The sequence below is a fragment of the Pseudomonas sp. FSL R10-2964 genome (assembly GCF_009600035.1).
In the GTDB taxonomy this organism is placed as follows: domain Bacteria; phylum Pseudomonadota; class Gammaproteobacteria; order Pseudomonadales; family Pseudomonadaceae; genus Aquipseudomonas; species Aquipseudomonas bubulae.
This window is the reverse complement of the sequence record NZ_WIWH01000009.1, coordinates 35,356-60,429: the sequence shown is the minus strand read 5'-3', so window position 1 is coordinate 60,429 and position 25,074 is coordinate 35,356. Positions and strand designations below refer to the sequence as shown.

General features: G+C 57.9%; 26 protein-coding genes and 1 pseudogene. 19 read left to right on the top strand and 8 right to left on the bottom strand.

Annotation, left to right across the window (positions count from 1 at the left end):
- Nucleotides 1-90 precede the first annotated feature (90 nt).
- Nucleotides 91-453 (top strand): cupin domain-containing protein, encoded by a 363-nt coding sequence (locus GHN92_RS07155; protein ID WP_094999727.1) that lies wholly within the window; start codon nucleotides 91-93, stop codon nucleotides 451-453.
- 211 nt (nucleotides 454-664) lie between these two features.
- Nucleotides 665-958 (top strand): I78 family peptidase inhibitor, encoded by a 294-nt coding sequence (locus GHN92_RS07150; protein ID WP_094999726.1) that lies wholly within the window; start codon nucleotides 665-667, stop codon nucleotides 956-958.
- A gap of 70 nt (nucleotides 959-1,028) precedes the next feature.
- Here the strand turns inward: GHN92_RS07150 and rpmG are convergent, their stop codons facing one another.
- Together rpmG and rpmB are read right to left on the bottom strand one after the other, a co-directional pair.
- On the bottom strand, nucleotides 1,029-1,184 hold the full coding sequence (rpmG, locus tag GHN92_RS07145) for a 50S ribosomal protein L33 (protein WP_003437824.1): 156 nt from the start codon (nucleotides 1,182-1,184) through the stop codon (nucleotides 1,029-1,031).
- An 11-nt stretch (nucleotides 1,185-1,195) separates the two neighbouring features.
- Nucleotides 1,196-1,429, bottom strand: coding sequence for a 50S ribosomal protein L28 (gene rpmB, locus GHN92_RS07140; RefSeq protein ID WP_019410280.1), 234 nt, complete (start codon nucleotides 1,427-1,429; stop codon nucleotides 1,196-1,198).
- 512 nt (nucleotides 1,430-1,941) lie between these two features.
- On the opposite strand from rpmB, the gene GHN92_RS07135 reads away from it, so the two are divergent.
- Nucleotides 1,942-3,528 (top strand): ABC transporter substrate-binding protein, encoded by a 1,587-nt coding sequence (locus tag GHN92_RS07135; RefSeq protein ID WP_094999725.1) that lies wholly within the window; start codon nucleotides 1,942-1,944, stop codon nucleotides 3,526-3,528.
- A gap of 3 nt (nucleotides 3,529-3,531) precedes the next feature.
- Here GHN92_RS07135 and radC read toward each other — a convergent pair whose 3' ends face one another.
- Nucleotides 3,532-4,206, bottom strand: coding sequence for a DNA repair protein RadC (radC, locus tag GHN92_RS07130; RefSeq protein WP_095017867.1), 675 nt, complete (start codon nucleotides 4,204-4,206; stop codon nucleotides 3,532-3,534).
- A 122-nt stretch (nucleotides 4,207-4,328) separates the two neighbouring features.
- On the opposite strand from radC, the gene coaBC reads away from it, so the two are divergent.
- From coaBC to argB, 4 genes and pseudogenes are all read left to right on the top strand, one after another.
- The gene (gene coaBC / locus GHN92_RS07125) at nucleotides 4,329-5,537 is read left to right on the top strand and encodes a bifunctional phosphopantothenoylcysteine decarboxylase/phosphopantothenate--cysteine ligase CoaBC (protein WP_095024854.1); all 1,209 of its coding nucleotides are present in this window, start codon (nucleotides 4,329-4,331) and stop codon (nucleotides 5,535-5,537) included.
- Nucleotides 5,538-5,542: 5 nt separating this feature from the next.
- A complete protein-coding gene (gene dut / locus GHN92_RS07120; protein WP_016782694.1) occupies nucleotides 5,543-5,998 on the top strand; it encodes a dUTP diphosphatase in 456 nt (151 codons plus the stop codon).
- A gap of 55 nt (nucleotides 5,999-6,053) precedes the next feature.
- Nucleotides 6,054-7,475, top strand: a pseudogene (locus tag GHN92_RS07115) (phosphomannomutase/phosphoglucomutase); the annotation flags it as partial.
- A gap of 25 nt (nucleotides 7,476-7,500) precedes the next feature.
- On the top strand, nucleotides 7,501-8,406 hold the full coding sequence (gene argB / locus GHN92_RS07110; protein WP_016782696.1) for an acetylglutamate kinase: 906 nt from the start codon (nucleotides 7,501-7,503) through the stop codon (nucleotides 8,404-8,406).
- A 62-nt stretch (nucleotides 8,407-8,468) separates the two neighbouring features.
- On the opposite strand, the gene pyrE is transcribed toward argB, so the two are convergent.
- Complete coding sequence (pyrE, locus tag GHN92_RS07105) at nucleotides 8,469-9,110, bottom strand: orotate phosphoribosyltransferase (protein WP_094999720.1); 642 nt, start codon at nucleotides 9,108-9,110, stop codon at nucleotides 8,469-8,471.
- An 83-nt stretch (nucleotides 9,111-9,193) separates the two neighbouring features.
- On the opposite strand from pyrE, the gene GHN92_RS07100 reads away from it, so the two are divergent.
- Nucleotides 9,194-9,973 carry an exodeoxyribonuclease III gene (locus tag GHN92_RS07100; protein ID WP_016782698.1) on the top strand — a complete coding sequence of 260 codons (780 nt, stop codon included), beginning with the start codon at nucleotides 9,194-9,196 and terminating at the stop codon, nucleotides 9,971-9,973.
- A 76-nt stretch (nucleotides 9,974-10,049) separates the two neighbouring features.
- Here GHN92_RS07100 and GHN92_RS07095 read toward each other — a convergent pair whose 3' ends face one another.
- The 3 genes from GHN92_RS07095 to rph form a co-directional block, all read right to left on the bottom strand.
- Nucleotides 10,050-11,324, bottom strand: a complete 1,275-nt coding sequence (locus tag GHN92_RS07095; protein ID WP_130872188.1) for a hypothetical protein — start codon at nucleotides 11,322-11,324, stop codon at nucleotides 10,050-10,052.
- 638 nt (nucleotides 11,325-11,962) lie between these two features.
- Nucleotides 11,963-12,331: a DUF4870 domain-containing protein gene (locus GHN92_RS07090; protein WP_094999718.1), complete on the bottom strand. Its 369-nt coding sequence runs from the start codon at nucleotides 12,329-12,331 to the stop codon at nucleotides 11,963-11,965.
- A 49-nt stretch (nucleotides 12,332-12,380) separates the two neighbouring features.
- Nucleotides 12,381-13,103 carry a ribonuclease PH gene (rph, locus tag GHN92_RS07085; RefSeq protein WP_016782701.1) on the bottom strand — a complete coding sequence of 241 codons (723 nt, stop codon included), beginning with the start codon at nucleotides 13,101-13,103 and terminating at the stop codon, nucleotides 12,381-12,383.
- A 206-nt stretch (nucleotides 13,104-13,309) separates the two neighbouring features.
- Between rph and GHN92_RS07080 the strand changes: the two genes are divergently transcribed.
- The 6 genes from GHN92_RS07080 to GHN92_RS07055 all read left to right on the top strand — a co-directional run bounded on the left by GHN92_RS07080 (nucleotide 13,310) and on the right by GHN92_RS07055 (nucleotide 18,643).
- Nucleotides 13,310-14,173 (top strand): YicC/YloC family endoribonuclease, encoded by an 864-nt coding sequence (locus GHN92_RS07080; RefSeq protein ID WP_095017870.1) that lies wholly within the window; start codon nucleotides 13,310-13,312, stop codon nucleotides 14,171-14,173.
- Nucleotides 14,174-14,186: 13 nt separating this feature from the next.
- Nucleotides 14,187-14,807, top strand: coding sequence for a guanylate kinase (gene gmk / locus GHN92_RS07075; protein ID WP_016782706.1), 621 nt, complete (start codon nucleotides 14,187-14,189; stop codon nucleotides 14,805-14,807).
- A gap of 168 nt (nucleotides 14,808-14,975) precedes the next feature.
- Nucleotides 14,976-15,239: a DNA-directed RNA polymerase subunit omega gene (gene rpoZ / locus GHN92_RS07070; RefSeq protein ID WP_016782707.1), complete on the top strand. Its 264-nt coding sequence runs from the start codon at nucleotides 14,976-14,978 to the stop codon at nucleotides 15,237-15,239.
- A gap of 60 nt (nucleotides 15,240-15,299) precedes the next feature.
- A complete protein-coding gene (gene spoT, locus GHN92_RS07065) occupies nucleotides 15,300-17,405 on the top strand; it encodes a bifunctional GTP diphosphokinase/guanosine-3',5'-bis pyrophosphate 3'-pyrophosphohydrolase (protein WP_016782708.1) in 2,106 nt (701 codons plus the stop codon).
- A gap of 24 nt (nucleotides 17,406-17,429) precedes the next feature.
- A complete protein-coding gene (locus tag GHN92_RS07060; RefSeq protein WP_016782709.1) occupies nucleotides 17,430-17,810 on the top strand; it encodes a RidA family protein in 381 nt (126 codons plus the stop codon).
- Between the two features lie 68 nt (nucleotides 17,811-17,878).
- The gene (locus GHN92_RS07055) at nucleotides 17,879-18,643 is read left to right on the top strand and encodes a hypothetical protein (protein ID WP_095020515.1); all 765 of its coding nucleotides are present in this window, start codon (nucleotides 17,879-17,881) and stop codon (nucleotides 18,641-18,643) included.
- A gap of 33 nt (nucleotides 18,644-18,676) precedes the next feature.
- On the opposite strand, the gene GHN92_RS07050 is transcribed toward GHN92_RS07055, so the two are convergent.
- Nucleotides 18,677-19,534, bottom strand: a complete 858-nt coding sequence (locus GHN92_RS07050; protein WP_153379765.1) for an NAD-dependent epimerase/dehydratase family protein — start codon at nucleotides 19,532-19,534, stop codon at nucleotides 18,677-18,679.
- A 189-nt stretch (nucleotides 19,535-19,723) separates the two neighbouring features.
- Here GHN92_RS07050 and exbB point away from each other — a divergent pair, with 189 nt between their 5' ends.
- The 5 genes from exbB to recG all read left to right on the top strand — a co-directional run bounded on the left by exbB (nucleotide 19,724) and on the right by recG (nucleotide 25,049).
- The gene (exbB, locus tag GHN92_RS07045) at nucleotides 19,724-20,704 is read left to right on the top strand and encodes a tonB-system energizer ExbB (protein ID WP_094999713.1); all 981 of its coding nucleotides are present in this window, start codon (nucleotides 19,724-19,726) and stop codon (nucleotides 20,702-20,704) included.
- Between the two features lie 6 nt (nucleotides 20,705-20,710).
- Nucleotides 20,711-21,136 (top strand): TonB system transport protein ExbD, encoded by a 426-nt coding sequence (exbD, locus tag GHN92_RS07040; RefSeq protein WP_016782713.1) that lies wholly within the window; start codon nucleotides 20,711-20,713, stop codon nucleotides 21,134-21,136.
- Entirely contained in the window at nucleotides 21,133-21,879 is a 747-nt protein-coding gene (locus GHN92_RS07035) for an energy transducer TonB (protein ID WP_094999712.1), read from the top strand. The genes exbD and GHN92_RS07035 overlap by 4 nt, the downstream gene beginning before the upstream one ends.
- Before the next feature lie 162 nt (nucleotides 21,880-22,041).
- Nucleotides 22,042-22,962, top strand: a complete 921-nt coding sequence (locus GHN92_RS07030; RefSeq protein WP_094999711.1) for a hydrogen peroxide-inducible genes activator — start codon at nucleotides 22,042-22,044, stop codon at nucleotides 22,960-22,962.
- Nucleotides 22,963-22,973: 11 nt separating this feature from the next.
- Entirely contained in the window at nucleotides 22,974-25,049 is a 2,076-nt protein-coding gene (gene recG / locus GHN92_RS07025; protein WP_094999710.1) for an ATP-dependent DNA helicase RecG, read from the top strand.
- Nucleotides 25,050-25,074: the final 25 nt, after the last annotated feature.

Genomic DNA, 25,074 nt, shown 5'->3' with positions numbered 1-25,074 from the left:
TGGCGTAAACACCATGGCTTGTTCGTTTTAATAAACATAGACTTTAATTTTGCTGACCACACATGCCACAATTTCGGGGGGATAACAAAGATGAGCATCGCAAGCGTAGTCGACTTCAGCACTGCCAATACCCAGGCTGAACGTTTTAGCCCGGCCCCGGAAAAGGTGCTTAAAGGCAACCCTGAGCAAGTTATCCACAACCACTACGACAGCCCCTGTGGGCAAATGAACGCCGGGGTGTGGGAAGGAGCTGTGGGCCAGTGGACCGTCAATTACACCGAGCACGAATACTGCGAGATCGTGCAGGGCGTTTCCGTTTTGCGTGACCATGAAGGTAACGCCAAGACCCTGCGCGCCGGCGATCGCTTTGTCATCCCCGCGGGATTCAAAGGGACATGGGAAGTGCTGGAGCCCTGTCGGAAAATTTACGTAGTCTTTGAGAGCAAGGCCTGAGACAGCTGATACAGAGCCTTCAACAAGCCCTGCCACGCTTTGATGGCGGGGCTTTTTTATGCCTGCCCTCCAGGGCTACAGGCTACAAATTCAGAAATACGTCGCCAGCGCCCTTCGCGTCAATGTGAGCCAGTCTTGAGAGAACGCCGTGCACTTAAGGAATGAGCAGGCCCGCAGCGTTATTTCATTTATCTGAAAACAGGGAAGACCCATGTCCAGTCTGAATACTTTGAAACGCCTGTTGTTGACCACCAGCGTCCTGCTGGGGTTTTGCTCCATGCCCGCGATGGCTGAGGAGGACGGCAAGTGCAAAACGGTTGCGATCAATTTTCTGGTTGCGCCTGAGGCGACGCCTGCTTTGCTGGAGATGCTGCGCCGGGAGTCCGGGGCAACCGAGTTGCGTGTCGAGAGGCCGGGCATAGGCTACACCCGAGAGCACAACGCAGACCGCCTTCGCGTGGTCGTCGACGAAAACAACCTTATGCAGAGCTATATGTGCGGCTAGGGCTGACAAACGCGCACAAAAAAGGCCCGTATCGTGAGATATGGGCCTTTTTCGTAAGAAGAAAAACCAATTACTTGATTTTGGCTTCTTTGTAGATCACGTGCTTGCGAACCCGCGGATCGAATTTTTTGATTTCGATTTTGTCCGGAGTGGTGCGCTTGTTCTTATCAGTGGTGTAGAAATGGCCTGTACCAGCGCTCGACACCAAACGGATCAATTCACGCATGATTAGCTCCCTTAGATCTTGCCAGCACGGCGGATTTCGGCCAGCACGACAGTGATGCCACGCTTGTCGATGATACGCATGCCTTTAGCAGATACGCGCAGACGTACGAAACGTTTCTCTTCTTCAACCCAGAAGCGGTGATGCTGCAGGTTCGGCAGGAAACGACGACGGGTTTTGTTATTTGCGTGGGAAATGTTATTCCCAGTCACCGGACCCTTACCGGTAACTTGACAGACTCTCGACATGCCTCAGCCCTCTAAAACCACATGCCCAACCCGGCATGGGTTGGCCGCTTAATCTCTCAGTCATGGCGCCAGGCGCCGCGTTTCTTTAAGGGTCTTACCGGCTACACCTACAAACGCAGGAACCGGGCCCCTAGAAAAGAGCGCTGCTTTATACCAGAAAGACTAAAGAGCAACAACAAGCAGTGTGATTTGGTGTAATTAATGAAGCCGCCATTTTAACGCCAATCCGCGCGGCGTCTATGCCTTGTGGCGTTTTACCGCTCGTCGCTGGGTGAAAGGTTTCGGGGGCTGGTGCCCGCTCGTAGCCGCTGCCGAAGGCTGCGATCGAGCACGTAGTGGTCGCCTTTTCACGCTTGCTCAAGGCCCTGGAAGCCCTTTCCCGGCCTGCGACAGCGACTACAGGATGTCGAATGCCATTAAAAAGTGGTCATTTGAGTACCAGAACACTAGGGTAAGACTTTTCCAGACTGCACTTGCAGATGGGCCTTATCGACTTGTACAGGAAACAGATCATGCGCCTCGCTGCCGTCCCCTTTTTGCTCACCTTTTGCCTGAGCCCGCTCGTACACGCGGCCACCTTGAGCGTTTGCACCGAGGCCAGCCCTGAAGGGTTCGACGTTGTGCAGTACAACTCGCTCAGTACCACCAATGCCTCGGCAGACGTGCTGATGAACCGCCTGCTGGACTTTGACGCTAAAGCCGCGAAGCTGGTGCCTTCGCTGGCGCAAAGCTGGTCAGTGTCCCCTGATGGTCTTGTGTACGATTTCAAGCTGCGTCCCGGGATCAAGTTCCACAGCACGCCTTATTTTTCCCCCAGCCGTGAGTTGAATGCCGATGACGTGCGTTTCAGCTTCGAACGCATGCTTGACCCTGCCAACCCATGGCACAAGGTGGCGCAAAGCGGTTTTCCCCACGCGCAATCCTTGCAGTTGCCTGAGCTGATCAAAAAAATTGAAACTCCGGATCCGCTGACCGTGCGCTTCACCCTGAGTCGCCCTGATTCGACCTTTTTGCCAGCGCTGAGCATGGGCTTTGCCTCGATCTACTCGGCCGAATATGCCGACAAGCTGATGAAAGCAGGCACACCGGAGCTGATGAACAGCCAGCCGATAGGTACCGGGCCTTTTGTATTCAACCGTTTCCAGAAAGACGCGGTGGTGCGCTACAAGGCCAACCCGGACTACTTTGCCGGCAAGCCAGCCGTTGACGGGCTGATTTTTGCCATCACCCCGGACGCCAACGTGCGGCTGCAAAAATTGCGTCGCAATGAATGCCAGATTGCTCTCTCGCCCAAGCCGCTGGACGTCGCAGCTGCCGCCAAGGATCCAGCGCTGGCTGTAGCGCAGACCCCGGCCTTCATGACCGCGTTTGTGGCCATCAATAGCCAGCATCCACCGCTGGATAAACCCGAGGTACGTCAGGCCATCAATCTGGCTTTCGACAAGGACACTTATCTCAAGGCCGTGTTTGAAAACAGCGCCCAAGCGGCCAACGGTATTTACCCGGCGACCACCTGGAGTTATGCCAAAGACTTGCCGGGCTATGCCCACAATCCGCAAAAAGCCCGTGAATTACTGGCCAGGGCGGGCCTGAAAGACGGCTTCAAAACCACGATCTGGACGCGCCCGACAGGCAGCGTGCTCAATCCCAACCCGAGCCTTGGCGCGCAGTTGCTGCAAGCCGACCTGGCCAAGGTGGGTGTGCAGGCCGATATCCGGGTGATCGAATGGGGCGAGCTGATCCGTCGCGCCAAGGCTGGCGAGCATGACCTGCTGTTTATGGGCTGGGCAGGCGATAACGGTGACCCGGACAACTTCCTCACGCCGCAGTTTTCCTGTGCGGCAGTGAAATCCGGAACCAACTTTGCGCGTTATTGCGACAAGGCGCTGGACGGTTTGATCAGCCAGGGCAAAACCCTGACCGATCAGGACAAACGCAGTGCTTTGTATCAAAAGGCGCAAGCGCAGATCCAGCAACAGGCGCTGTGGCTACCGCTGGCCCATCCAACGGCCTACGCACTGACCCGTAAAGACGTACAGGGATATCAGGTGAGTCCGTTTGGGCGCCAAGACTTTTCAACAGTCAGCGTTAAGCCCTGAGCCTTACATCCAGCCGCGCTCGACCATTGAAAGCGGCTGGCCGTCACCGACTATAAAATGATCCAGCACCCGCACTTCGATCAGATCCAGCGCCTGGATCAGGCGCTTGGTCAACGTGCGGTCAGCCTGGCTGGGGTCGCTGATGCCCGAGGGATGGTTGTGGCAGAAAATCACCGCTGCCGCATTGTGCGCCAGGGCACGCTTGACCACCTGGCGCGGGTAGACACTGGCGCTGTCTATCGAGCCCCTGAACAGCACCTCGAAGGCCAGCATGCGGTGCCTGGAGTCCAGAAACAGGCAGCCGAAGGCTTCGTGTGGCTCATGGCGCAGCAATGACTTGAGATAATCCCGAACGACTTGCGGGCTCTCCAGCGCGCTGTCGCGGCGCAAGCGTTCGGCCAGGTGGCGGCGGCTCATTTCGAGTACGGCCTGCAACTGGCTGAACTTGGCCGGGCCCAGCCCGAGCGGGAGACAGAATGCGCGCAGATCGGCTTCGAGCAAGGCCCGCAGGCTGCCAAACTCGCTGAGCAGATGGCGCGCCAGATCGACTGCACTTTTGCCCGAAACCCCGGTGCGCAAGAAGATTGCCAGCAGTTCGGCGTCTGAAAGACTGCCTGATCCGTGTTGCAAAAGCTTCTCCCGCGGGCGCTCCGCCGCAGGCCAATCTCGAATGCTCATAACACCTCCTTGTAAATGGGCGCCGCTGTTCCCTGGCAGGCGCTGTGTTATCTTAGCCCATCATTTTTGCGCGGCATTTGGCCATTTTCTGCGCAGTCATCATCGAACTAAAAGGCAGGCCTATGCAGCGGCTGTATCGAAAACGCATTGTTTTGGGCGTCGGCGGCGGCATCGCGGCTTACAAGAGTGCAGAGCTGGTTCGCCGTCTACTGGACCAAGGCGCGGAAGTAAGGGTTGTCATGACCCGTGGCGGCAGCGAATTCATCACGCCTCTGACCATGCAGGCGTTGTCCGGGCACCCCGTTCATCTGGATTTGCTCGACCCTGCGGCTGAAGCGGCCATGGGGCATATCGAGCTGGCCAAGTGGGCCGACCTGGTACTGATTGCACCTGCAACCGCTGACCTGATTGCCCGCCTTGCCCAAGGCCTGGCCAATGACCTGCTGACCACCCTGGTGCTCGCCACGGATGCCACGGTTGCCATCGCTCCGGCGATGAACCAGGCCATGTGGCGCGACCCGGCCACCCAGGCCAATACCCGGTTGCTCGAAAGCCGCGGCCTGCGCGTGTTTGGCCCGGCCTCCGGAAGCCAGGCCTGTGGCGACGTGGGCTTTGGCCGCATGCTCGAGGCGGATGATCTGGTGAGCTGCGCCGCCGAGTGTTTTCAGCGTCAGGTGCTAACCGGCAAGCACGTGCTGATCACCGCAGGCCCTACCCAGGAAAACATCGACCCGGTGCGCTACATCACCAACCACAGCTCCGGAAAAATGGGCTTCGCCCTGGCTGAAGCAGCAGTGGAAGCCGGCGCCCGTGTGACCCTGATTACCGGCCCGGTACACCTGCCGACCCCGGATCGCGTGACCCGTATCGACGTGGTCAGTGCCCGTGACATGCTCGCAGCCTGTGAGGCGGCGATCCCCTGCGACGTGTTTATAGCGTCTGCTGCTGTTGCAGACTACCGCCCGGAAGTCATTGCCCCGCAAAAACTAAAGAAAGACCCTACCAAGGGTGACGGCCTGTTGCTGCAAATGGTGCGCAATCCAGACATTCTGGCCACTATCGCTTCACGCCCTGATCGCCCTTTCAGTGTCGGCTTTGCCGCAGAAACCGAGAACTTGCTCGATTACGCTGCGCGCAAGCTCAAAGACAAAAACCTCGACCTGATTGTCGCCAATGATGTGGCCAACCCCAGCATCGGTTTCAACAGCGAAGAGAACGCCTGCAGCGTGATCGATCGCAAACTGCACGCCACCGTATTTGCCCAGACCAGCAAGGGCAAGATTGCCCGCCAGCTGGTCACTTTTATCGCCGAACGTCTGAACCAGGTTTAACTCGTATGCACGCTTTGCAAGCCAAAATCCTCGACCCTCGCATTGGTAACGAATTCCCGCTGCCGCAGTACGCCACTCCTGGCTCTGCCGGCCTGGACCTGCGCGCCATGCTTAAAGAAGACACCGTTCTGGAGCCGGGCCAGACCCTGCTGATCCCCACCGGCCTGTCGGTGTACATCGGCGACCCGGGCCTTGCCGCCCTGATCCTGCCGCGCTCGGGCCTGGGCCATAAGCACGGTATCGTACTGGGGAACCTGGTCGGCCTTATCGACTCTGACTATCAAGGCGAACTGATGGTGTCGTGCTGGAACCGTGGCCAGACCGCCTTCAACATCACCATCGGCGAGCGTATCGCTCAACTGGTGCTGGTGCCGGTAGTGCAGGCGCACTTTGAGCTGGTCGAAGAGTTCGACGAAAGCCAGCGTGGCGCTGGCGGTTTTGGCCACTCCGGCAAGCTCTGATTTGTATTTCAAGGCCAGGCGTCCTGCCTGGCCTTTCACGCATCCCCGAACCCCTCTGAACATGGAGTCTCCCCCTACAATGAGTAGCTCAGCTTCGGTCGCACCGAAATTCCCTGACAGCATTTTTCGCGCCTACGATATTCGTGGCGTGGTGCCGGAAACCTTGACGGCTGAAACCGCGTACTGGATAGGCCGCGCCATTGGCGCCGAGAGCCTGGCCAAGGGTGAGCCCCATGTGTCGGTAGGTCGGGATGGGCGCTTGTCGGGCCCTGAGCTGGTCGAACGCCTGATCCAGGGTGTGGCGGACAGTGGCTGCCAGGTCAGTGATGTGGGGCTGGTGCCGACACCCGCCCTGTATTACGCGGCTAACGTATTGGCAGGCAAGTCGGGGGTCATGCTCACAGGCAGCCACAACCCGTCCAACTACAACGGTTTTAAAATCGTGATCGCGGGCGATACGCTGGCCAACGAACAAATTCAGGCATTGCATACACGCCTGAAAACCAACGATTTGACCTGGGGCGAAGGCAGCATTGAACGCGTTGACATCTTGTCGCGCTACGCCGAAGTGATTACCCGTGACATCAAGCTGGCCAAGCCCTTGAAGGTAGTGGTCGATTGCGGCAACGGCGCTGCTGGCGTGATTGCACCGCAACTGATTGAAGCGTTGGGTTGTGAAGTGATCCCGTTGTTCTGTGAGGTGGATGGCAACTTCCCCAACCATCACCCTGACCCGGGCAAGCCGGAAAACCTCGTGGACCTGATTGCCAAGGTCAAGGAAAGCAATGCCGATGTAGGCCTGGCCTTCGATGGTGATGGCGATCGCGTGGGCGTGGTGACCAACACCGGCACCATGGTGTTCCCGGACCGTTTGCTGATGTTGTTTGCCCAGGATGTCCTGGAGCGTAACCCGACAGCCGAGGTCATTTTCGACGTGAAGTGCACACGTCGACTGGCACCCTGGATTGAAGCCTGTGGCGGCCGCCCGCTGATGTGGAAAACCGGTCACTCCCTGATCAAAAAGAAAATGAAAGAAACCGGCGCCCTGCTGGCTGGCGAAATGAGCGGGCATATCTTTTTCAAAGAGCGCTGGTTCGGTTTTGACGACGGTATCTACAGCGCTGCGCGCCTGCTGGAGATCCTCAGCAAGCGTCAGGCAACCGCTGAAGAGCTGTTTGAGACCTTCCCGAACGATATTTCTACGCCTGAAATCAATATCGATGTGACGGACGAGAGCAAATTCAGCATCATTGAGGCTCTGCACGATGCTCAATGGGGCGAGGCCGCCGAGTTGACGTCCATTGATGGTGTGCGGGTTGACTACCCTCATGGCTGGGGCCTGGTTCGCGCCTCCAACACCACGCCGGTGCTGGTGCTGCGATTCGAGGCCGAAACAGAGGCCGAACTGCAACGCATCAAGGATGTCTTTCACGCTCAATTGAAGCGTGTGGCACCTGATCTCCAACTACCGTTTTGATCGACTTGTTCTACCGGAGCCCTGAATGACCCTCGAACGTGATGCCGCCTCCAACGTCGCCAAGGTTTTGTCCGAAGCGCTGCCCTACATTCGCCGTTACGTCGGCAAGACGCTGGTGATCAAGTACGGCGGCAACGCTATGGAGAACGATGACCTGAAAACCGGCTTTGCCCGTGACATCGTGCTGATGAAGGCCGTGGGTATCAACCCGGTCGTAGTCCACGGTGGCGGCCCGCAAATCGGTGATCTGCTCAAGCGTTTATCCATCGAGAGCCATTTTATCGACGGCATGCGCGTGACCGACTCGCAAACCATGGATGTGGTGGAAATGGTGCTGGGCGGCCATGTGAACAAGGAAATCGTCAACCTTATCAACCGCCACGGCGGCAGTGCCATCGGCCTGACCGGTAAGGACGCGACGCTGATTCGCGCCAAAAAGATGGTCGTGACCCGTCAGACGCCGGAAATGACCAAGCCGGAAATCATCGACTTCGGTCATGTGGGCGAGGTCATCGACATCAATACCGACCTGCTGCACATGCTGACCAAGGGTGATTTCATCCCGGTTATCGCGCCAATCGGTGTGGGCGCCAATGGCGAATCCTACAACATCAACGCCGACCTGGTGGCGGGCAAGGTTGCCGAAGCCCTCAAGGCCGAGAAACTGATGCTGCTGACCAACATCGCCGGCTTGATGGACAAGGAAGGCAAGGTGCTGACCGGCCTGACTACCGCTCAGGTGGATGACCTGATCGCCGACGGCACCATTTATGGTGGCATGCTGCCAAAAATCCGCTGCGCGCTGGAAGCCGTGCAAGGTGGCGTGACCACGGCGCATATCGTCGACGGTCGCGTGCCGAATGCCGTACTGCTGGAAATCTTCACCGATACCGGTGTGGGTACGCTGATTACCAACAGCAAACCGGCTTAAGCAGAACCAAAAAAAGCCCCGCCCGGAGTGATCCGGGCGGGGCTTTTTGATGGGCGAGGGGATTAAATCCCGTACTGCGCCCGGTACGCTTCAACGGCTGGCAGGTATTGCTTGAGGGTTTCGTCTTCGGCCAGGAACTGCAAAACCTGGTTCAACGAAACGATGCTGATCACCGGAATACCGAAGTCGCGCTCGACTTCCTGGATCGCCGACAGCTCGCCATTGCCGCGCTCCTGACGGTTGAGGGCAATCATCACGCCGGCCGCCTTGGCGCCCTGGGCCTGGATGATTTGCATCACTTCACGGATAGCGGTACCGGCCGTGATCACGTCGTCGATGATCAGGATATCGCCTTCAAGCGGCGAGCCAACCAGGCTACCGCCTTCGCCATGAGCCTTGGCTTCCTTGCGGTTGAAGCACCACGGCAGATCACGGTCGTGGTGCTCGGCAAGCGCTACGGCAGTGGTCGCCGCCAGGGGGATGCCCTTATAGGCCGGACCAAACAGCACGTCGAAGGAAATACCGCTGTCAACGATGGCGGCAGCATAGAAGCGCCCCAGCTGGGCCAGTGCAGAGCCGGTGTTGAACAGCCCGGCATTGAAGAAGTAAGGGCTGGTACGGCCCGACTTCAGGGTGAACTCACCGAAGCGCAAAACGCCACGATCGATGGCAAAGCGGATGAAATCGCGCTGATACGCTTGCATGAAAAAAGTCCCCAGATACCACGGATTTAGCTAATTAGTAAGACGGCGTGTATCATACACGCACGTGATTTTTGGGGCCATTTATGCGGATCATCAGTGTGAACGTCAATGGTATTCAGACGGCAGTCGAGCGCGGTTTGCTCAGTTGGCTGCAAGCTCAGAATGCCGACGTTATCTGCCTGCAGGACACCCGTGCCTCCGCCTTTGAACTGGACGATCCAGCCTACCAGCTCGATGGCTACTTTCTTTATGCCTGTGACGCCGAAGTCCCCGCCCAAGGTGGCGTGGCTTTGTACTCGCGGTTACAGCCGAAAGCAGTCATCACCGGGCTTGGCTTCGAGACGGCCGATCGCTACGGGCGCTACCTGCAAGCCGATTTCGATAAGGTCAGCATCGCGACCTTGCTGCTCCCTTCGGGGCAGAACGGCGATGAAGACTTGAATCAAAAATTCAAGCTAATGGACGACTTTGCCCGCTACCTTGATAAGCAGCGTCGCAAGCGTCGTGAGTACATCTACTGCGGCTCGCTGTATGTGGCGCAGCAGAAACTCGACATTAAAAACTGGCGCGACAGCCAGCAATCGCCCGGCTTCCTGGCGCCTGAACGGGCCTGGATGGATGAGATTGTCGGCAACATGGGATATGTCGATGCCCTGCGTGAAGTCAGTCGGGAAGGTGACCAGTACAGCTGGTGGCCGGATAACGAACAGGCCGAGATGCTGAATCTGGGCTGGCGTTTTGACTACCAGCTGCTGACACCGGGCTTGCGCCGCTTTGTACGAAGCGCTCGCATGCCGCGTCAGCCACGCTTCTCGCAGCACGCGCCATTGATCGTGGACTACGACTGGACACTGACTATCTAAGTGTTGATCGCAGATCCAGAAAAAGGCTCCCGCTCTGTTATCAAGGGCGGGGGCCTTTTTTGTATCCGAGGCACTTTCAGGCGAAACTGGGCGTTCGTTTATGCAAGGTGCGTATCCGGTACTGCAAAAGCACAGCGGCAATAAAAGTGACAACAGCCTGCAGTACGATGAATAGATAGATTGAAGGGCTATTAAAGTCATACAGGTAAATGACCGGGATAAACCCTGCAAGCATAAAGGTATTGATCAGTACTTGAGGGATCAGGGTGTCTCGCATTGCCCGCAAGTGGCTTGCCGTGAGCGAGAAGTAAAGCGAGCTCAATACCGACATGCATATCGCCACAAATCCTTCACTGGTAAACGTCAGCGAGCGGTCGCCAAAGATAAAAAACAAACCGCTTCCCAGCGCATAAAAACCCCCTGCAATCACGGCCATGAGCACGGCGGCGGCTAGTTGTCCGCGCGGGTAGATCTTGTCCGCATCCACGATATGCTGGCTGGTATAGACGCTATGAAGCTGAGCGAACGCTATGACCGGAATGCTGAGAAATCCGATAATAGACATACAGATCGAAAGATCGGCAACCAGGCTTTCATTCAGCGACAGCAGTTTTCCGTTAAGCAGGTAAAAGTACAATTTTTGCCCCGCTACCCCGGCGGCAATAGGAAAGCCCATTGAAACGACGTCTGCCAGTATTTTTGGCTTGACGAGGATGTGCCGGTATCCGAGCCGCATAGAGAGGCAGGCCAGGGAGATGAAGAGGGCTGTTTCGACAATCAAGAAGTAGCCAACAGCCAAGAAAACAAAGTCGTGCTTGCTGCAAAAAACAAAACAAAACATCAGGAATGCGCAGCCTGCACACGTGCACCACTTCTTTACGGTTGCACACGGCAAGGAGTGTCCAGAGGCTTCGTGGAAAAGATGGGTGAAGGTATTGATTACCAGCAAAGGGATGGCCGGAATATAAATAAGAGACAGGTAAAAAAGTTTATCCCTGTCAAGGCTGTCCAAAAAACGGATGGAGGGGAGGTAAGCGAATACGGCAAGGGCTGCGGCAAACGCAATGGCAGCGAATAAAACCGCTATCGACAGTCCGCTCTCAAAGATTGCCTGGGGAGTGAGCGCATTTTTTTGATGATGAACGATATTGCCAATGGCCGCCAGCGGCATGTAGAAAAGGGTAGATATAACTGAAAAGATCGCCAGGACATAGGCGAACACAGGAAGATCGGCAATATTCTTGTGCGCGAGCAGCGCCGCAGCGATGGAAATGCCAAAAAATGGAAAGAGTCGACTGACAATAAAATTCCATAAGTTTTCCTTTAGATTTTGCTCATAGGTCAACTTCACGCTCGACGTTCCCATAGGGTTATCATGTAATGCCCAAATATAGGCTAACAGGCATCCCTATAAGTTCGCATATCCAAGATAAGATGATGCCAGATTTCATCCACTTCCAGCGCGGGTGGCAGGACGGGATACATTGCCTGGTATTTTTATTGAGAAACAAAAGTTTTTATAATACTGGATCGCTATCTCAGCTTCTATCGGTGTCCACTGCCGGCAGAGCAATGGGGTGCAGCACCTTTTTGAGAATTCATCACGGCAGTTTTCATAATATCTTTATCCTTAAAGATAGTGGCGAAGACTGATCAAGCAGTCGACATAAAAACTAGACGAGTAAAAACAAATAGTCAACAGCATATTTTCAAGTGCCACTTGGCCTTTCTTTAAATTCGGTATTCACAGATGGCCATTGCACTAACATGGCGCGATAAATAACGGTGCGCTTTAAAATGAGGCTCTCTTAAAGGCATGGTTTATTTAGCGCGCATAAGTAAGTAGTTGTCGTTAAACGAATGCCTGGATAAACAAAGCATCGTACTGACGTCCACTCACCTGTTGTTTTGGCTCCCGCAATCAGCAAGCGTAGAAAAGCCCACCGAGGTGGGCTTTTCTACAAGGTGCCTGAGTTGCTGACTGAAACGTTACTTGATCGGCCGCCAGGTGAAGGGATAACGGTACACCACCCCGTCATTGGCCTTGACCCCTGCAATCACCACCAGCACTACCGCGCCAATCAGTACCAGGCCCAGCAGCGCAAAGCCGATCAGCACGAACATCAGCACATAGCAAATGGCCGAAGCAATCGCCACGGTGATCTGGAAGTTCAGTGCTTCCTTGCCCTGGTCGTCAATAAACGGGTCGCTCTCGCGCTTTACCTGCCACAGGATCAGCGGGCCGATCAGGCTGCCAAACGGAAACCACATCCCGAGGAACGCCGAAAAATGACAGAACATCGCCCATTTCCGGGCGTCGCGGCCCGGTTTGGGTGTTGAAAGATCCAGCTCACTCATCACGTTCTCCGGTTGGTCGTTTGAAGGCTTTGACAGTCAATCCGGCAATTTAGTCGGCCAATGCCGCTTGTTGCAGGGCAAAAATTTCATTCATGCCTTTTTGTGCCAGTGCCAGCATGGCGTTCAGCTCTTCAGGCTGGAACGGTGCGCCTTCGGCGGTGCCCTGAACTTCGATGAAACCGCCGCTGCTGGTCATCACCACGTTGAGGTCGGTTTCGGCTGCCGAATCTTCAGGATAGTCCAGGTCAAGTACCGGTACGCCCTGGTACATGCCCACCGATACCGCCGCGATCATCTGCTTGATCGGGTCACCGCCTTTGAGGCCGCCACGCTTCTTGATGATCTTCAGGGCGTCGACCAGAGCAACCATGGCGCCGGTGATCGAGGCAGTGCGGGTGCCGCCGTCAGCCTGGATTACGTCGCAGTCGACGTACAAAGTGATATCGCCCAGTTTGGACATATCCAGTGCAGCACGCAGGGAGCGGCCGATCAGGCGCTGGATTTCCAGGGTGCGCCCGCCTTGCTTGCCGCGGCTGGCTTCGCGCTGGTTACGGTCGCCGGTGGCGCGTGGCAGCATGCCGTATTCGGCAGTCAGCCAGCCCTGGCCCTGGCCTTTGAGGAACCGCGGTACGCCATTCTCGACGCTGACGGTGCAGATGACTTTGGTGTCACCGAACTCGACCAGTACAGAACCCTCTGCGTGTTTGGTGTAGTTGCGGGTGATGCGGATCGGGCGGAGCTGATCGGCAACGCGACCACTTGGACGTTTCATGTGGGATACCTGTACGGGACGGAAAACTGCCGAGCATTATAAAGGAAAGGCCATGGCTGCGCAGGGCGCGTCTGTGAACCCTGGCGGGGAACGAAGATTGGATGTATTTACGACCGACGCCATTTGGGGCAGTTGCCCGCACTGCGTTACAATCTGTCGTCTAACCTGCCGCCAGGCTTAACTCATCCAATCGCGAGGTACCGTCCATGGTGCACAGCATGACCGCCTTTGCCCGCGTCGAAAGCGCCGGCACTCAGGGCACCCTGAGTTGGGAGCTGCGTTCGGTCAACAGCCGCTACCTGGAGCCGCACCTGCGTCTGCCTGAATCTTTCCGTGACCTCGAGGGCGCGGTGCGTGAAGCGCTGCGCCAGGGCATCTCCCGGGGCAAGCTGGAATGCACTTTGCGTTTCACTGAAGAAACCACCGGCAAGCCGCTGCAGGTTGACCGCGAGCGTGCCGCCCAGCTGGTGGCCGCCGCCGAGACCATCGCCAGCCTGATCAAGCAGCCTGCCGCGCTCAACCCGCTGGAAGTCCTGGCCTGGCCCGGTGTTCTGGTAGCCGATGCCAGCGACCCGCAAGCCTTGAACACCCAGGCCCTGGCGCTGTTCAAGCAAGGCCTGCAAGAACTGAAAAACGGCCGTGAGCGCGAAGGCGCGGAACTGGCCCGCCTGATCAGCGATCGCTTGACCGCCATCGAAAGCGATGTCGAAACGCTGCGCGAGCTGGTACCGCAAATGCTCGCCACCCAGCGTCAAAAGGTCCTCGATCGCTTTGCCGACATGAAGGCCGAGCTTGACCCCCAGCGCCTTGAACAGGAAATGGTTCTGCTCGCGCAAAAAAGCGACGTGGCCGAAGAGCTGGACCGCCTGAGCACCCATATTCTTGAAGTACGCCGCGTACTCAAGTCGGGGGGTGCTGCCGGGCGACGCCTGGACTTCCTGATGCAAGAACTGAATCGCGAGGCCAATACCCTGGGCTCCAAGGCATTCGATCCACGCAGTACCCAAGCGGCGGTCAACCTCAAGGTGTTGATCGAGCAGATGCGTGAACAAGTACAGAATATTGAGTAAGGCACACCCTGACATGACCCACAGCACTGGCACCCTTTATATCGTTTCTGCTCCTTCGGGCGCAGGCAAGACCAGCCTGGTCAAGGCATTGATCGACGTTGAGCCGCAGATCCGGGTATCGGTCTCGCACACCACCCGTGCCATGCGCCCAGGTGAAGTGAATGGCGTGAACTATCATTTTGTCGAGCGCGAAGAGTTCGTGAAAATGATTGAGCACGGTGACTTCCTGGAACGTGCCGAAGTGTTCGGCAACCTTTACGGCACTTCGCAAAGCCACCTGCAGCAGACCCTGGATGAAGGCCACGACCTGATTCTGGAAATCGACTGGCAAGGTGCAGAGCAGGTGCGCAAGCTGATGCCGCAGGCGCGCTCGATCTTTATCCTGCCGCCAAGCCAGGAAGCCTTGCGTCAGCGTCTGGACAACCGCGGCCAGGACAGCGACGAAATCATTGACGCACGCATGCGCGAAGCCGTGAGTGAAATGAGCCACTATGTGGACTATGACTACCTGATCATCAACGACGATTTTGCCCTGGCACTTGAAGACTTGAAGGCCATTTTCCGTGCCAATCGCCTTCAGCAAAAACGCCAGCAACAGCGTTTTGGCAAATTACTGGCCGAACTGCTCGGTTAATGAACACTTCCCAAAACCCCTGTAAGGGCTTTACATTGGCGCTTACAGAGGTTTTAGGAGCAGTGACGGAAAAATCAGCGCTTCCCTAATGGCTGGTGATTTTTTAAACTGTTCAGTCCGCTCGCCCATCCGGGCAGCGCGCATATTGCATTTGCTACGAGGAAGACCATGGCCCGCGTAACCGTTGAAGACTGTCTAGAACACGTGGATAACCGCTTTGAGCTGGTCATGCTCTCTACCAAGCGTGCCCGTCAACTGGCCACCGGCGGTAAAGAGCCTCTGGTGCAGTGGGAAAACGACAAGCCTACCGTTGTTGCCCTGCGCGAAATCGCAGAAGGCCTGATGAGCTACGAGTTTATCGCCAACGCTGAAATCGTCGAAGACGAACCGCTGTTCGCAGCGTTCGAGGACGAGTCCAACGAGGCGAACTAAGCCTATGCCCGGTCGACGTAGCACGGCGAAGGGTAAAAAGTTTTGGCAGGAGGTTTCCTCATGCCGAGCATAGACGCCCTCGCCGATCGCTTGTCGGCGTACCTCGGCCCGGACCAGGTCAATCTGGTCCGCCGGGCGTACTTCTACGCAGAACAAGCCCACGACGGCCAACGCCGACGCAGCGGCGAGCCTTATGTCACGCACCCGCTGGCAGTGGCAAATATCCTTGCCGACATGCATATGGACCATCAGAGCCTGATGGCGGCCATGCTGCATGACGTGATTGAAGACACCGGTATTGCCAAGGAAGCGCTGGTAGCGCAGTTCGGCGAAACCGTGGCCGACCTGGTCGATGGAGTCAGCAAGCTGACTCAGATGAACTTCGAAACCAAGGCCGAAGCCCAGGCTGAAAACTTCCAGAAGATGGCCATGGCCATGGCACGCGATATCCGCGTGATCCTGGTGAAGCTGGCTGACCGTCTGCACAACATGCGCACCCTCGAAGTGCTGTCCGGCGAAAAACGCCGACGGATTGCCAAGGAAACCCTGGAAATCTACGCACCCATCGCCAATCGGCTGGGCATGCACAGCATTCGTATCGAATTCGAAGACCTCGGTTTCAAGGCGATGTACCCGATGCGCTCCGCGCGCATTTATCAGGCGGTCAAACGCGCCCGGGGCAATCGCAAGGAAATCGTCAACAAAATTGAAGAATCGCTCAGCCACTGCCTGGCCATCGATGGCATTCAGGGCGAAGTCAGCGGTCGTCAAAAGCATATCTACGGCATCTACAAGAAGATGCGCGGCAAACGCCGGGCCTTTAACGAGATCATGGATGTTTACGCATTCCGGATCATCGTCGACAAGGTCGACACCTGCTACCGCGTGCTGGGCGCTGTACATAATTTGTACAAGCCCCTGCCGGGCCGGTTCAAGGACTACATCGCCATTCCCAAGGCCAACGGCTACCAGTCGTTGCATACCACGCTGTTTGGCATGCATGGCGTACCGATCGAGATCCAGATCCGTACCCGTGAAATGGAAGAAATGGCCAACAACGGCATCGCCGCCCACTGGCTTTACAAGTCCAGTGGCGACGAGCAGCACACGGGCACCCACGCCCGGGCGCGGCAATGGGTCAAGGGCGTGCTGGAAATGCAGCAACGCGCCGGCAACTCCCTCGAATTTATCGAAAGCGTGAAGATCGACCTGTTCCCGGACGAGGTCTACGTGTTTACGCCCAAAGGACGGATCATGGAGCTGCCCAAAGGCTCCACGGCCGTCGACTTTGCCTACGCGGTGCACACCGATGTGGGCAATAGCTGCATCGCCTGTCGCATCAACCGGCGTCTCGCACCGCTGTCCGAGCCGCTGCAAAGCGGCTCCACGGTCGAGATCGTCAGCGCTCCCGGCGCCCGACCCAACCCGGCCTGGCTTAACTTTGTGGTCACCGGCAAGGCGCGTACCCATATTCGCCATGCGCTCAAGCTGCAACGTCGTTCCGAGTCGGTCAACCTGGGCGAACGCCTGCTCAACAAGGTGCTTAACGGCTTCAACAGCGCGCTGGACAAGATCCCGGCCGAGCGCGTTCAGGCCATGCTCCAGGAGTACCGCCTGGAGCAGATCGAAGACCTGCTGGAAGATATCGGCCTCGGCAATCGCATGGCCTATGTAGTGGCCCGACGCCTGCTGGGCGAAGGCGAAGCATTGCCGAGCCCGGAAGGCCCGCTGGCGATTCGCGGCACCGAAGGCCTGGTGCTCAGCTACGCCAAATGCTGTACGCCGATCCCGGGGGATCCGATCGTTGGCCATTTGTCCGCAGGCAAAGGCATGGTCGTGCACCTGGACAACTGCCGCAATATCAGTGAAATCCGCCACAACCCCGAAAAGTGCATTCAGCTGTCGTGGGCCAAGGACGTTACCGGCGAGTTCAACGTTGAATTGCGCGTCGAACTGGAACACCAGCGCGGCCTGATTGCGCTGCTGGCCAGCAGCGTCAACGCTGCCGACGGCAATATCGAAAAGATCAGCATGGACGAACGCGATGGTCGCATCAGCGTGGTCCAACTGGTGGTCAGCGTACACGACCGTGTACACCTGGCCCGCGTGATCAAAAAACTGCGCGCCCTTACCGGGGTTATCCGCATCACTCGCATGCGTGCGTAGCCATCTAATTACAAGGAGTCACCCATGTCCAAGACTGTTATCACCAGCGACAAGGCACCTGCTGCAATCGGTACTTATTCTCAGGCGATCAAAGCTGGCAATACTGTCTACATGTCCGGTCAAATCCCGCTGGACCCAAAAACCATGGAACTGGTTGAAGGCTTTGAAGCCCAGACCATCCAGGTTTTCGAAAACCTGAAGTCGGTCGCTGAAGCCGCAGGCGGTTCGTTCAAGGACATCGTCAAGCTGAACATCTTCCTGACTGACCTGAGCCACTTCGCCAAGGTCAACGAGATCATGGGCACCTACTTCGAACAACCCTATCCGGCCCGCGCCGCCATTGGCGTTGCTGCACTGCCAAAGGGCTCGCAGGTAGAAATGGACGCTATTCTGGTTATTGAGTAACGCCCTCGGCGCAGCGTCTTCATGCTGCGCCACCCCCCCGCTCTTCCCGGCTTCAAAAGGATTCCACCATGCGCAAAGCGCTAGTGTTGTCACTGCTCTCCATTGTTTTGGGTGGTTGTGCCAGCGAACCCGCCCCCCGTGATATCAGTGGCATCTGGATAAATCAGGCAGCAATAGATGAAGCGGCCAAGGGTGGCGGCCTGCTTGACGCCTTGTCGTCGTCAGGGCCAACCCTGGAATGGAGCATCGACGCCAAAAACGCCAAGGCCACCTGGCGAAGCAGCTTTGAGCGGGACGAGGGTACGCTGGTGCCTGATGGCAGCGCGTCGTGGAAGGTCAATTTCTATGGCGGTGAAAATACTGACCTGAAGCTCGAAGGCTCTGAATTAATACAGGCAGCGACTGAGTTCTTTCCGCGGCAGGCGTTCGTACGTCCAGCTCAAAGTGATGTCGGTGAAGTTTCCCGGGGCACAAATGCAGACTTGTTCAAATCGGTGCATTTTGAGCAGGCACTCAAGTCAGCCTATCTTGGGGGCGAATGGCGCGTACTGAGTGGTGCAGGTCAGGGTGCCAAGGTGACATTCTCGCCCAAGGGGCAAGTCAGTGGATTGCCTGGCATCAATGGCTATGAGCTGTGCCTGGGAGGTGACTGCGCCACTATGAGCGGCGGTTTGGACAGCCTCTGGCTTCAGCAGGGGGAAATGGGCGCAGCGCATATTTTTGTGCGCAAAGGCCGCACACTTGAAATCTTCGAGGCGGTGGACGTCTCAGCGCCCGACGAAATGCCCCAGTTCTACCCGGGCAAGCGTGAGTGGGCGCTGGAGAAGCTGTAAGCCAACCAAACGCCCGCTCCCACAAGATAACTCTCAGGCCTGCTCCCCCAAAATCGCAGCATAGCCCTCGCGATAATTCGAATAGCGCGGCTCCCAGCCCAGCGCCTTGGCGCGGGCATTGCTGCAGCGCTTGCTGCCTGCGCGGCGCACGCTCGCTTCGGCGGCCCATTCGGTAATGCCCAACCGCTCGCGCAACCAGTCCACCACTTCTGCCAGTGGCGCCGGTGCGTTATCCACACCTATATAGCAGTCATCCAGCACCTTGCCCTGACGATCAGCCTCCAGAAGAAAGGCCAGCAGCCCCGCAGCATCATCGGCATGGATACGGTTGCCATACAGCGGCGGCTCAACCGCCACGCGATAACCTTTGCGCACTTGCCCCAGCAGCCATTCACGACCCGGCCCGTAGATCCCGGTCAGGCGTACCGCGCTGGCAGCGATGCCACTCTCCAGCGCCACCCGCTCGGCATCCAGGATGATCCGGCCAGAGTAGTTGGTGCTCAGGGCGGGCGATGTTTCGTCGATCCACTCCCCGTCTTTCTGGGCGTAAACGCCACTGCTGGATACAAACAGCAGACGCTTGGGTCGCTGACCATGCTGCTCCAGCCAACTCAGGGTGTTTTTCAGGCCGTCTACATATGCCGCCTGATAGCCCGCTTCGTCATGCTCGGTCGCCGCCGCGCTGTACACCACGTAGTCAATTTGCCCGGTTGGCCATTGCGTCGGGCATTGCTCGCTGAACAAATCGCCCTCCACACCGATAACGCCCGTGGGTAAACGGTCAATGGAGCGGCGCAGGCCGTAGACCTGCCAATCCTGGTCGAGCAGTTGAGTCGCCAGACGGCTGCCGACATCACCGCATCCGACGATCAATACAGAGGCTTTGGGCATCGCAAAAATCCTAATGAAAAGTTACAAAAAGACGTAATTTGGCACGACCAAAGTCGTGACTTCCGAAAAAAACAGATGCTATTGCTTTTGTTAACAAGAATTACTTGCAATAATAACCCATCATTTTGCCCTTGGTCTTACAACGCGTTGTAGGGCATTACCTCATTACTTTTCTCAGGTCCGGCTAGCATGACACGCAATCATCCCACCGCTTCGCCAACCCAGCCTTCGAGCCCTGCACGCGTCTGGCGTGGGGTGGCGGCGCTGATGTTCAGCTTGATGTTGGCACCTGTTGCGGCATTTGCCGACGAGCCTGCTGCCCCGGCCGTGCACGCGGCCACTGAAGCAGCTGCCCCGGCACCTGTTGCTGCACCGGGTACGACTGATCCTACACTGGTTGAAGGCGCTGCTGCGCCAGCCGATAACGCGCCGCAAATAGTCGCAGAAGAAGACAACAGCCTGGGCATGGCCCATGACCTGTCGCCTTGGGGCATGTACAAAAACGCAGACATCATCGTCAAAATCGTAATGATCGGCCTGGCTATTGCTTCGATCATCACCTGGACGATCTGGATTGCCAAAGGCTTTGAAGTCCTGGGTGCCAAGCGTCGTCTGCGCAGTGAAATTGCCCAACTGAAAAAAGCTCGCACCTTGAAAGAAGCCAGCGAGACGGCTGGCAAAGAAGGCACCCTGGCCCACTTGCTGGTGCAGGACGCCCTTGAAGAAATGCGCCTGTCGGCCAACAGCCGTGAAAAAGAAGGCATCAAGGAGCGTGTAAGCTTCCGTCTTGAGCGTCTGGTTGCAGCGTGCGGTCGCAACATGAGCAGCGGCACTGGCGTACTCGCCACCATCGGTTCCACAGCACCGTTCGTCGGTCTGTTCGGTACCGTATGGGGCATCATGAACAGCTTTATCGGCATCGCCAAAACCCAGACCACCAACCTGGCAGTTGTTGCGCCGGGTATTGCCGAAGCCCTGCTGGCCACGGCACTGGGTCTGGTCGCAGCGATCCCTGCGGTAGTGATTTACAACGTCTTCGCCCGCTCCATCACCGGCTACAAGGCCCAGGTGGCGGATGCGTCTGCTGAAGTGTTGCTGTTGGTTAGCCGTGACCTCGATCACCTGCCGCCCGAGCGCAGCTCGCAACCGCACATGGTGAAAGTGGGGTAATCGGCCATGGGCCTGCATTTAAAAGAAGGCGATGACGATCTCGCCGAAAACCATGAAATCAACGTCACCCCCTTTATTGACGTGATGCTGGTACTGCTGATCATCTTTATGGTGGCAGCACCGCTGGCCACTGTGGATATCAAGGTTGACTTGCCTGCTTCCAGCGCCAAACCGGCGCCTCGCCCTGAGAAACCGGTGTTCCTCAGCGTCAAGGCTGATCAGCGCCTTTACCTGGGCGAAGAGCCGGTCACGGTTGAAGCCCTGGGCCCGACCCTGGATGCCAGGACCCACAACAACAAAGACACGACGATCTTCTTCCAGGCCGACAAGGGCGTGGACTACGGTGACCTGATGAGCGTGATGGATGCTTTGCGCGCAGCGGGTTATTTGAAGGTGGGTCTGGTCGGACTTGAGACGGCAGCCAAGAAATGACCATAGCGCGCCAAAAGATGACGCGTTACGCAATCAGCCTGGCCGCGGTGTTGGCCATCCATGCAGTGGCCGTGATTCTGGCCCTGCAATGGTCCAACCCGCGCGCTATCGAACTTCCGCCGCAAGCGATGATGGTTGACCTGGCGCCGTTGCCAGCACCACCGCCGCCTGCGCCGCCCAAAGTGGTGACACCGCCACAACCCCCGGCGCCAGTGGAAGAGTTGCCGATACCCAAGCTGGCCGAAGCGCCCAAACCGAAGATTTCTGTACCCAAACCGGTCAAGCCCAAGCAAAAGCCTCAACCGCCCAAGCCTGTGGAAAAACCGGACCCGGTCAAAGAGAAACCTTCAGAAGAGAAACCGAGCGACGCAACGCCGACCAAAAATACCAGCGAGAAATCCGCTGCACCGGCACCGGGGCCGTCGGCGCAACAACTGGCGGCCAAGGCCAGTTGGGAAGGCACTTTGCTCAGTCACCTGGGCAAGTACAAAAAGTACCCGCCTGCTGCGCAATCCCGTGGCAAGGAAGGCTTGAACCGTCTGCGCTTCGTGGTAGACGCCGAAGGCAAGGTACTGTCCTACGAACTGGTAGGGCGCTCTGGCAACGCCGATCTGGACCGGGCCACCCTGGAAATGATTCGCCGGGCACAACCCTTGCCCAAGCCGCCGCCTGAAATGCTGACCAATGGCAGCATCGAGATCGTGGCACCCTTCGTTTATTCCATCGATAAACGTCGGCGCTAACACCACAAAGGGCACCTCAGGGTGCCCTTTGTGCATCTGCGCTCTGGATAAAAAACCAGTCATACCTTGATTGGCTACTGTAGCTCTGAGGGTAATGTCTGATAACGTGCGTCTATCGATTGCAGCCGCTATGCTTGGCCCGCAACCACAGGGACGCACGCTATGACGCTTACAGAATTACGCTACATCGTTACCCTCGCCCAAGAGCAGCACTTCGGCCACGCCGCCGAGCGCTGCCATGTCAGCCAACCGACCCTGTCGGTGGGTGTGAAAAAACTGGAAGACGAACTCGGTGTGCTGATTTTCGAGCGCAGCAAAAGTGCCGTGCGTGTAACCCCCGTGGGCGAAGCCATCGTGGCCCAGGCGCAAAAGGTGCTGGAGCAGGCCCAGGGCATTCGCGAACTGGCTCAGGCCGGCAAGAACCAGCTGACCGCTCCGCTTAAAGTAGGCGCGATCTATACCGTGGGTCCGTACCTGTTCCCGCATCTGATCCCGCAACTGCACCGGGTTGCCCCGCAGATGCCGTTGTATATCGAAGAAAACTTCACCCATGTGCTGCGCGACAAACTGCGCAACGGCGAGCTGGATGCAATCATCATCGCCCTGCCGTTCCAGGAAGCCGACGTGCTGACCATGCCGCTGTATGACGAGCCGTTTTACGTGCTCATGCCCAGCGAGCACCCGTGGACCAAAAAAGACACCATCGACGCCAGCCTGCTCAACGACAAGAGCCTGCTGTTGCTGGGCGAAGGTCACTGCTTCCGCGATCAGGTGCTGGAAGCCTGCCCGACTGTGGCCAAAGGCAATGATGGCGCCATGCACACCACGGTCGAATCCAGCTCGCTGGAAACCATCCGCCACATGGTCGCTTCCGGCCTGGGTATCTCGATCCTGCCGTTGTCGGCTGTCGACAGTCATCACTATGCCCCGGGCATCCTGGCTGTGCGTCCGCTGACCCCGCCGGTACCGTTCCGCACCGTTGCCATCGCCTGGCGCGCCAGCTTCCCGCGGCCAAAGGCGATTGAAATCCTCGCAGACTCGATCCGCCTGTGCTCGGTGGCCAAGCCGCCTGCCGCGACCTAAGTGCCACTGCAATGACCGAGTTGTCGAAAGTGTCGGTCACCGCGCTCAAGGGCGTCGGTGAGGCCATGGCCGAAAAATTGGCCAAGGTCGGACTGGAAAACGTCCAGGACGTGCTGTTCCATTTGCCGTTGCGCTATCAGGACCGCACCCGCGTTGTCCCGATTGGCGCTTTGCGCCCCGGTCAGGATGCCGTTGTCGAGGGCCGGGTCATTGGCGCCGACGTGGTCATGGGCAAGCGCCGCAGCTTGCTGGTGCGCATCAACGATGGCACCGGCGGCCTGAGTCTGCGCTTCTACCACTTCAGCAATGCGCAGAAGGAAAGCCTCAAACGTGGCACCGAAGTGCGCTGCTATGGCGAAGCCCGCCCCGGCGCTTCGGGACTGGAGATCTACCATCCCGAATACCGCGCCATTACCGGCGACGAACCGCCACCTGTCGACACCACGCTGACGCCCATCTACCCCACCACCGAAGGCCTGACCCAACAGCGCCTGCGTCAGCTCAGCCAGCAAAGCCTGGCCATGCTCGGCCCGCGCAGCCTGCCCGACTGGTTGCCGCCGGAGCTGGCCAAGGACTATCAACTGGCCCCGCTGGATGAAGCCATTCGCTATCTGCATCAGCCGCCTGCCAATGCTGATGTTGAAGAACTCGCCCTGGGCCATCACTGGGCCCAGCACCGCCTGGCCTTTGAGGAGCTGCTGACTCACCAGCTGTCGCAACAGCGACTGCGCGAGAGCCTGCGTTCACAACAAGCCCCGGCGTTGCCCAAGGCGAAAAAACTGCCAGTGCAGTTCCTCGCCAATCTGGGTTTCCCGCCGACGGGCGCGCAGACCCGGGTTGGCAACGAGATTGCCTACGACCTCAGTCAGCCCGAACCCATGTTGCGCCTGATTCAGGGCGACGTGGGCTCCGGCAAGACCGTGGTTGCGGCCATGGCAGCGTTACAAGCACTTGAGGCGGGTTATCAGGTTGCCCTGATGGCCCCCACGGAAATCCTCGCCGAGCAGCACTTCATCAACTTCAAGCGCTGGCTCGAGCCTTTGGGCCTTGAAGTGGCGTGGCTGGCCGGCAAGCTCAAGGGCAAGGCCCGGGTCAGTGCGCTGGAGCAAATCGCCAGCGGCGTACCGATGGTGGTCGGTACCCATGCTCTGTTCCAGGACAACGTGCAGTTCAAAAACCTGGCGCTGGTGATCATCGACGAACAGCACCGCTTTGGCGTGCAGCAACGTCTGGCCCTGCGCAACAAGGGCGTGGGCGGGGTGATGTGCCCGCACCAGCTGATCATGACTGCCACGCCGATCCCGCGCACCCTGGCCATGAGCGCCTATGCCGACCTCGACACCTCGATCCTCGACGAGCTGCCGCCGGGCCGTACTCCGGTCAATACGGTGCTGGTGGTCGATACGCGGCGTCTCGAAGTGATCGAGCGGGTGCGCGCCGCCTGCGCTGAAGGGCGCCAGGCGTATTGGGTTTGCACCCTGATCGAAGAGTCTGAAGAAATGACCTGCCAGGCTGCCGAAACCACCTTTGAAGACCTCTCCAGCGCCTTGGGTGAGCTGCGCGTCGGGTTGATTCACGGGCGAATGAAGCCCGCTGAAAAAGCCGAAGTCATGGCGCGCTTCAAGGCTGGCGAGCTGCAATTGCTCGTGGCCACCACGGTGATTGAGGTGGGCGTCGACGTGCCCAACTCAAGCTTGATGATCATTGAAAACCCCGAGCGCCTCGGCCTGTCCCAGCTGCACCAGTTGCGCGGTCGCGTGGGCCGGGGCAGTGCCGTCAGCCACTGCGTGCTGCTGTATCACCCGCCGCTGTCACAAATCGGCCGTCAGCGCCTGGGCATCATGCGCGAGACCAACGATGGCTTTGTGATCGCCGAAAAAGACCTCGAACTGCGCGGCCCCGGCGAAATGCTCGGCACCCGCCAGACCGGTCTTCTGCAATTCAAGGTCGCCGACCTGATGCGCGATGCCGACCTGCTGCCCGCCGTGCGCGAGGCCGCCCAGGCGTTGATCGAACGCTGGCCGAGCCATGTCAGCCCCCTGCTTGATCGCTGGCTGCGCCACGGTCAGCAATATGGTCAGGTGTAAAAGACCATTCAGTAAATGGCCCGGC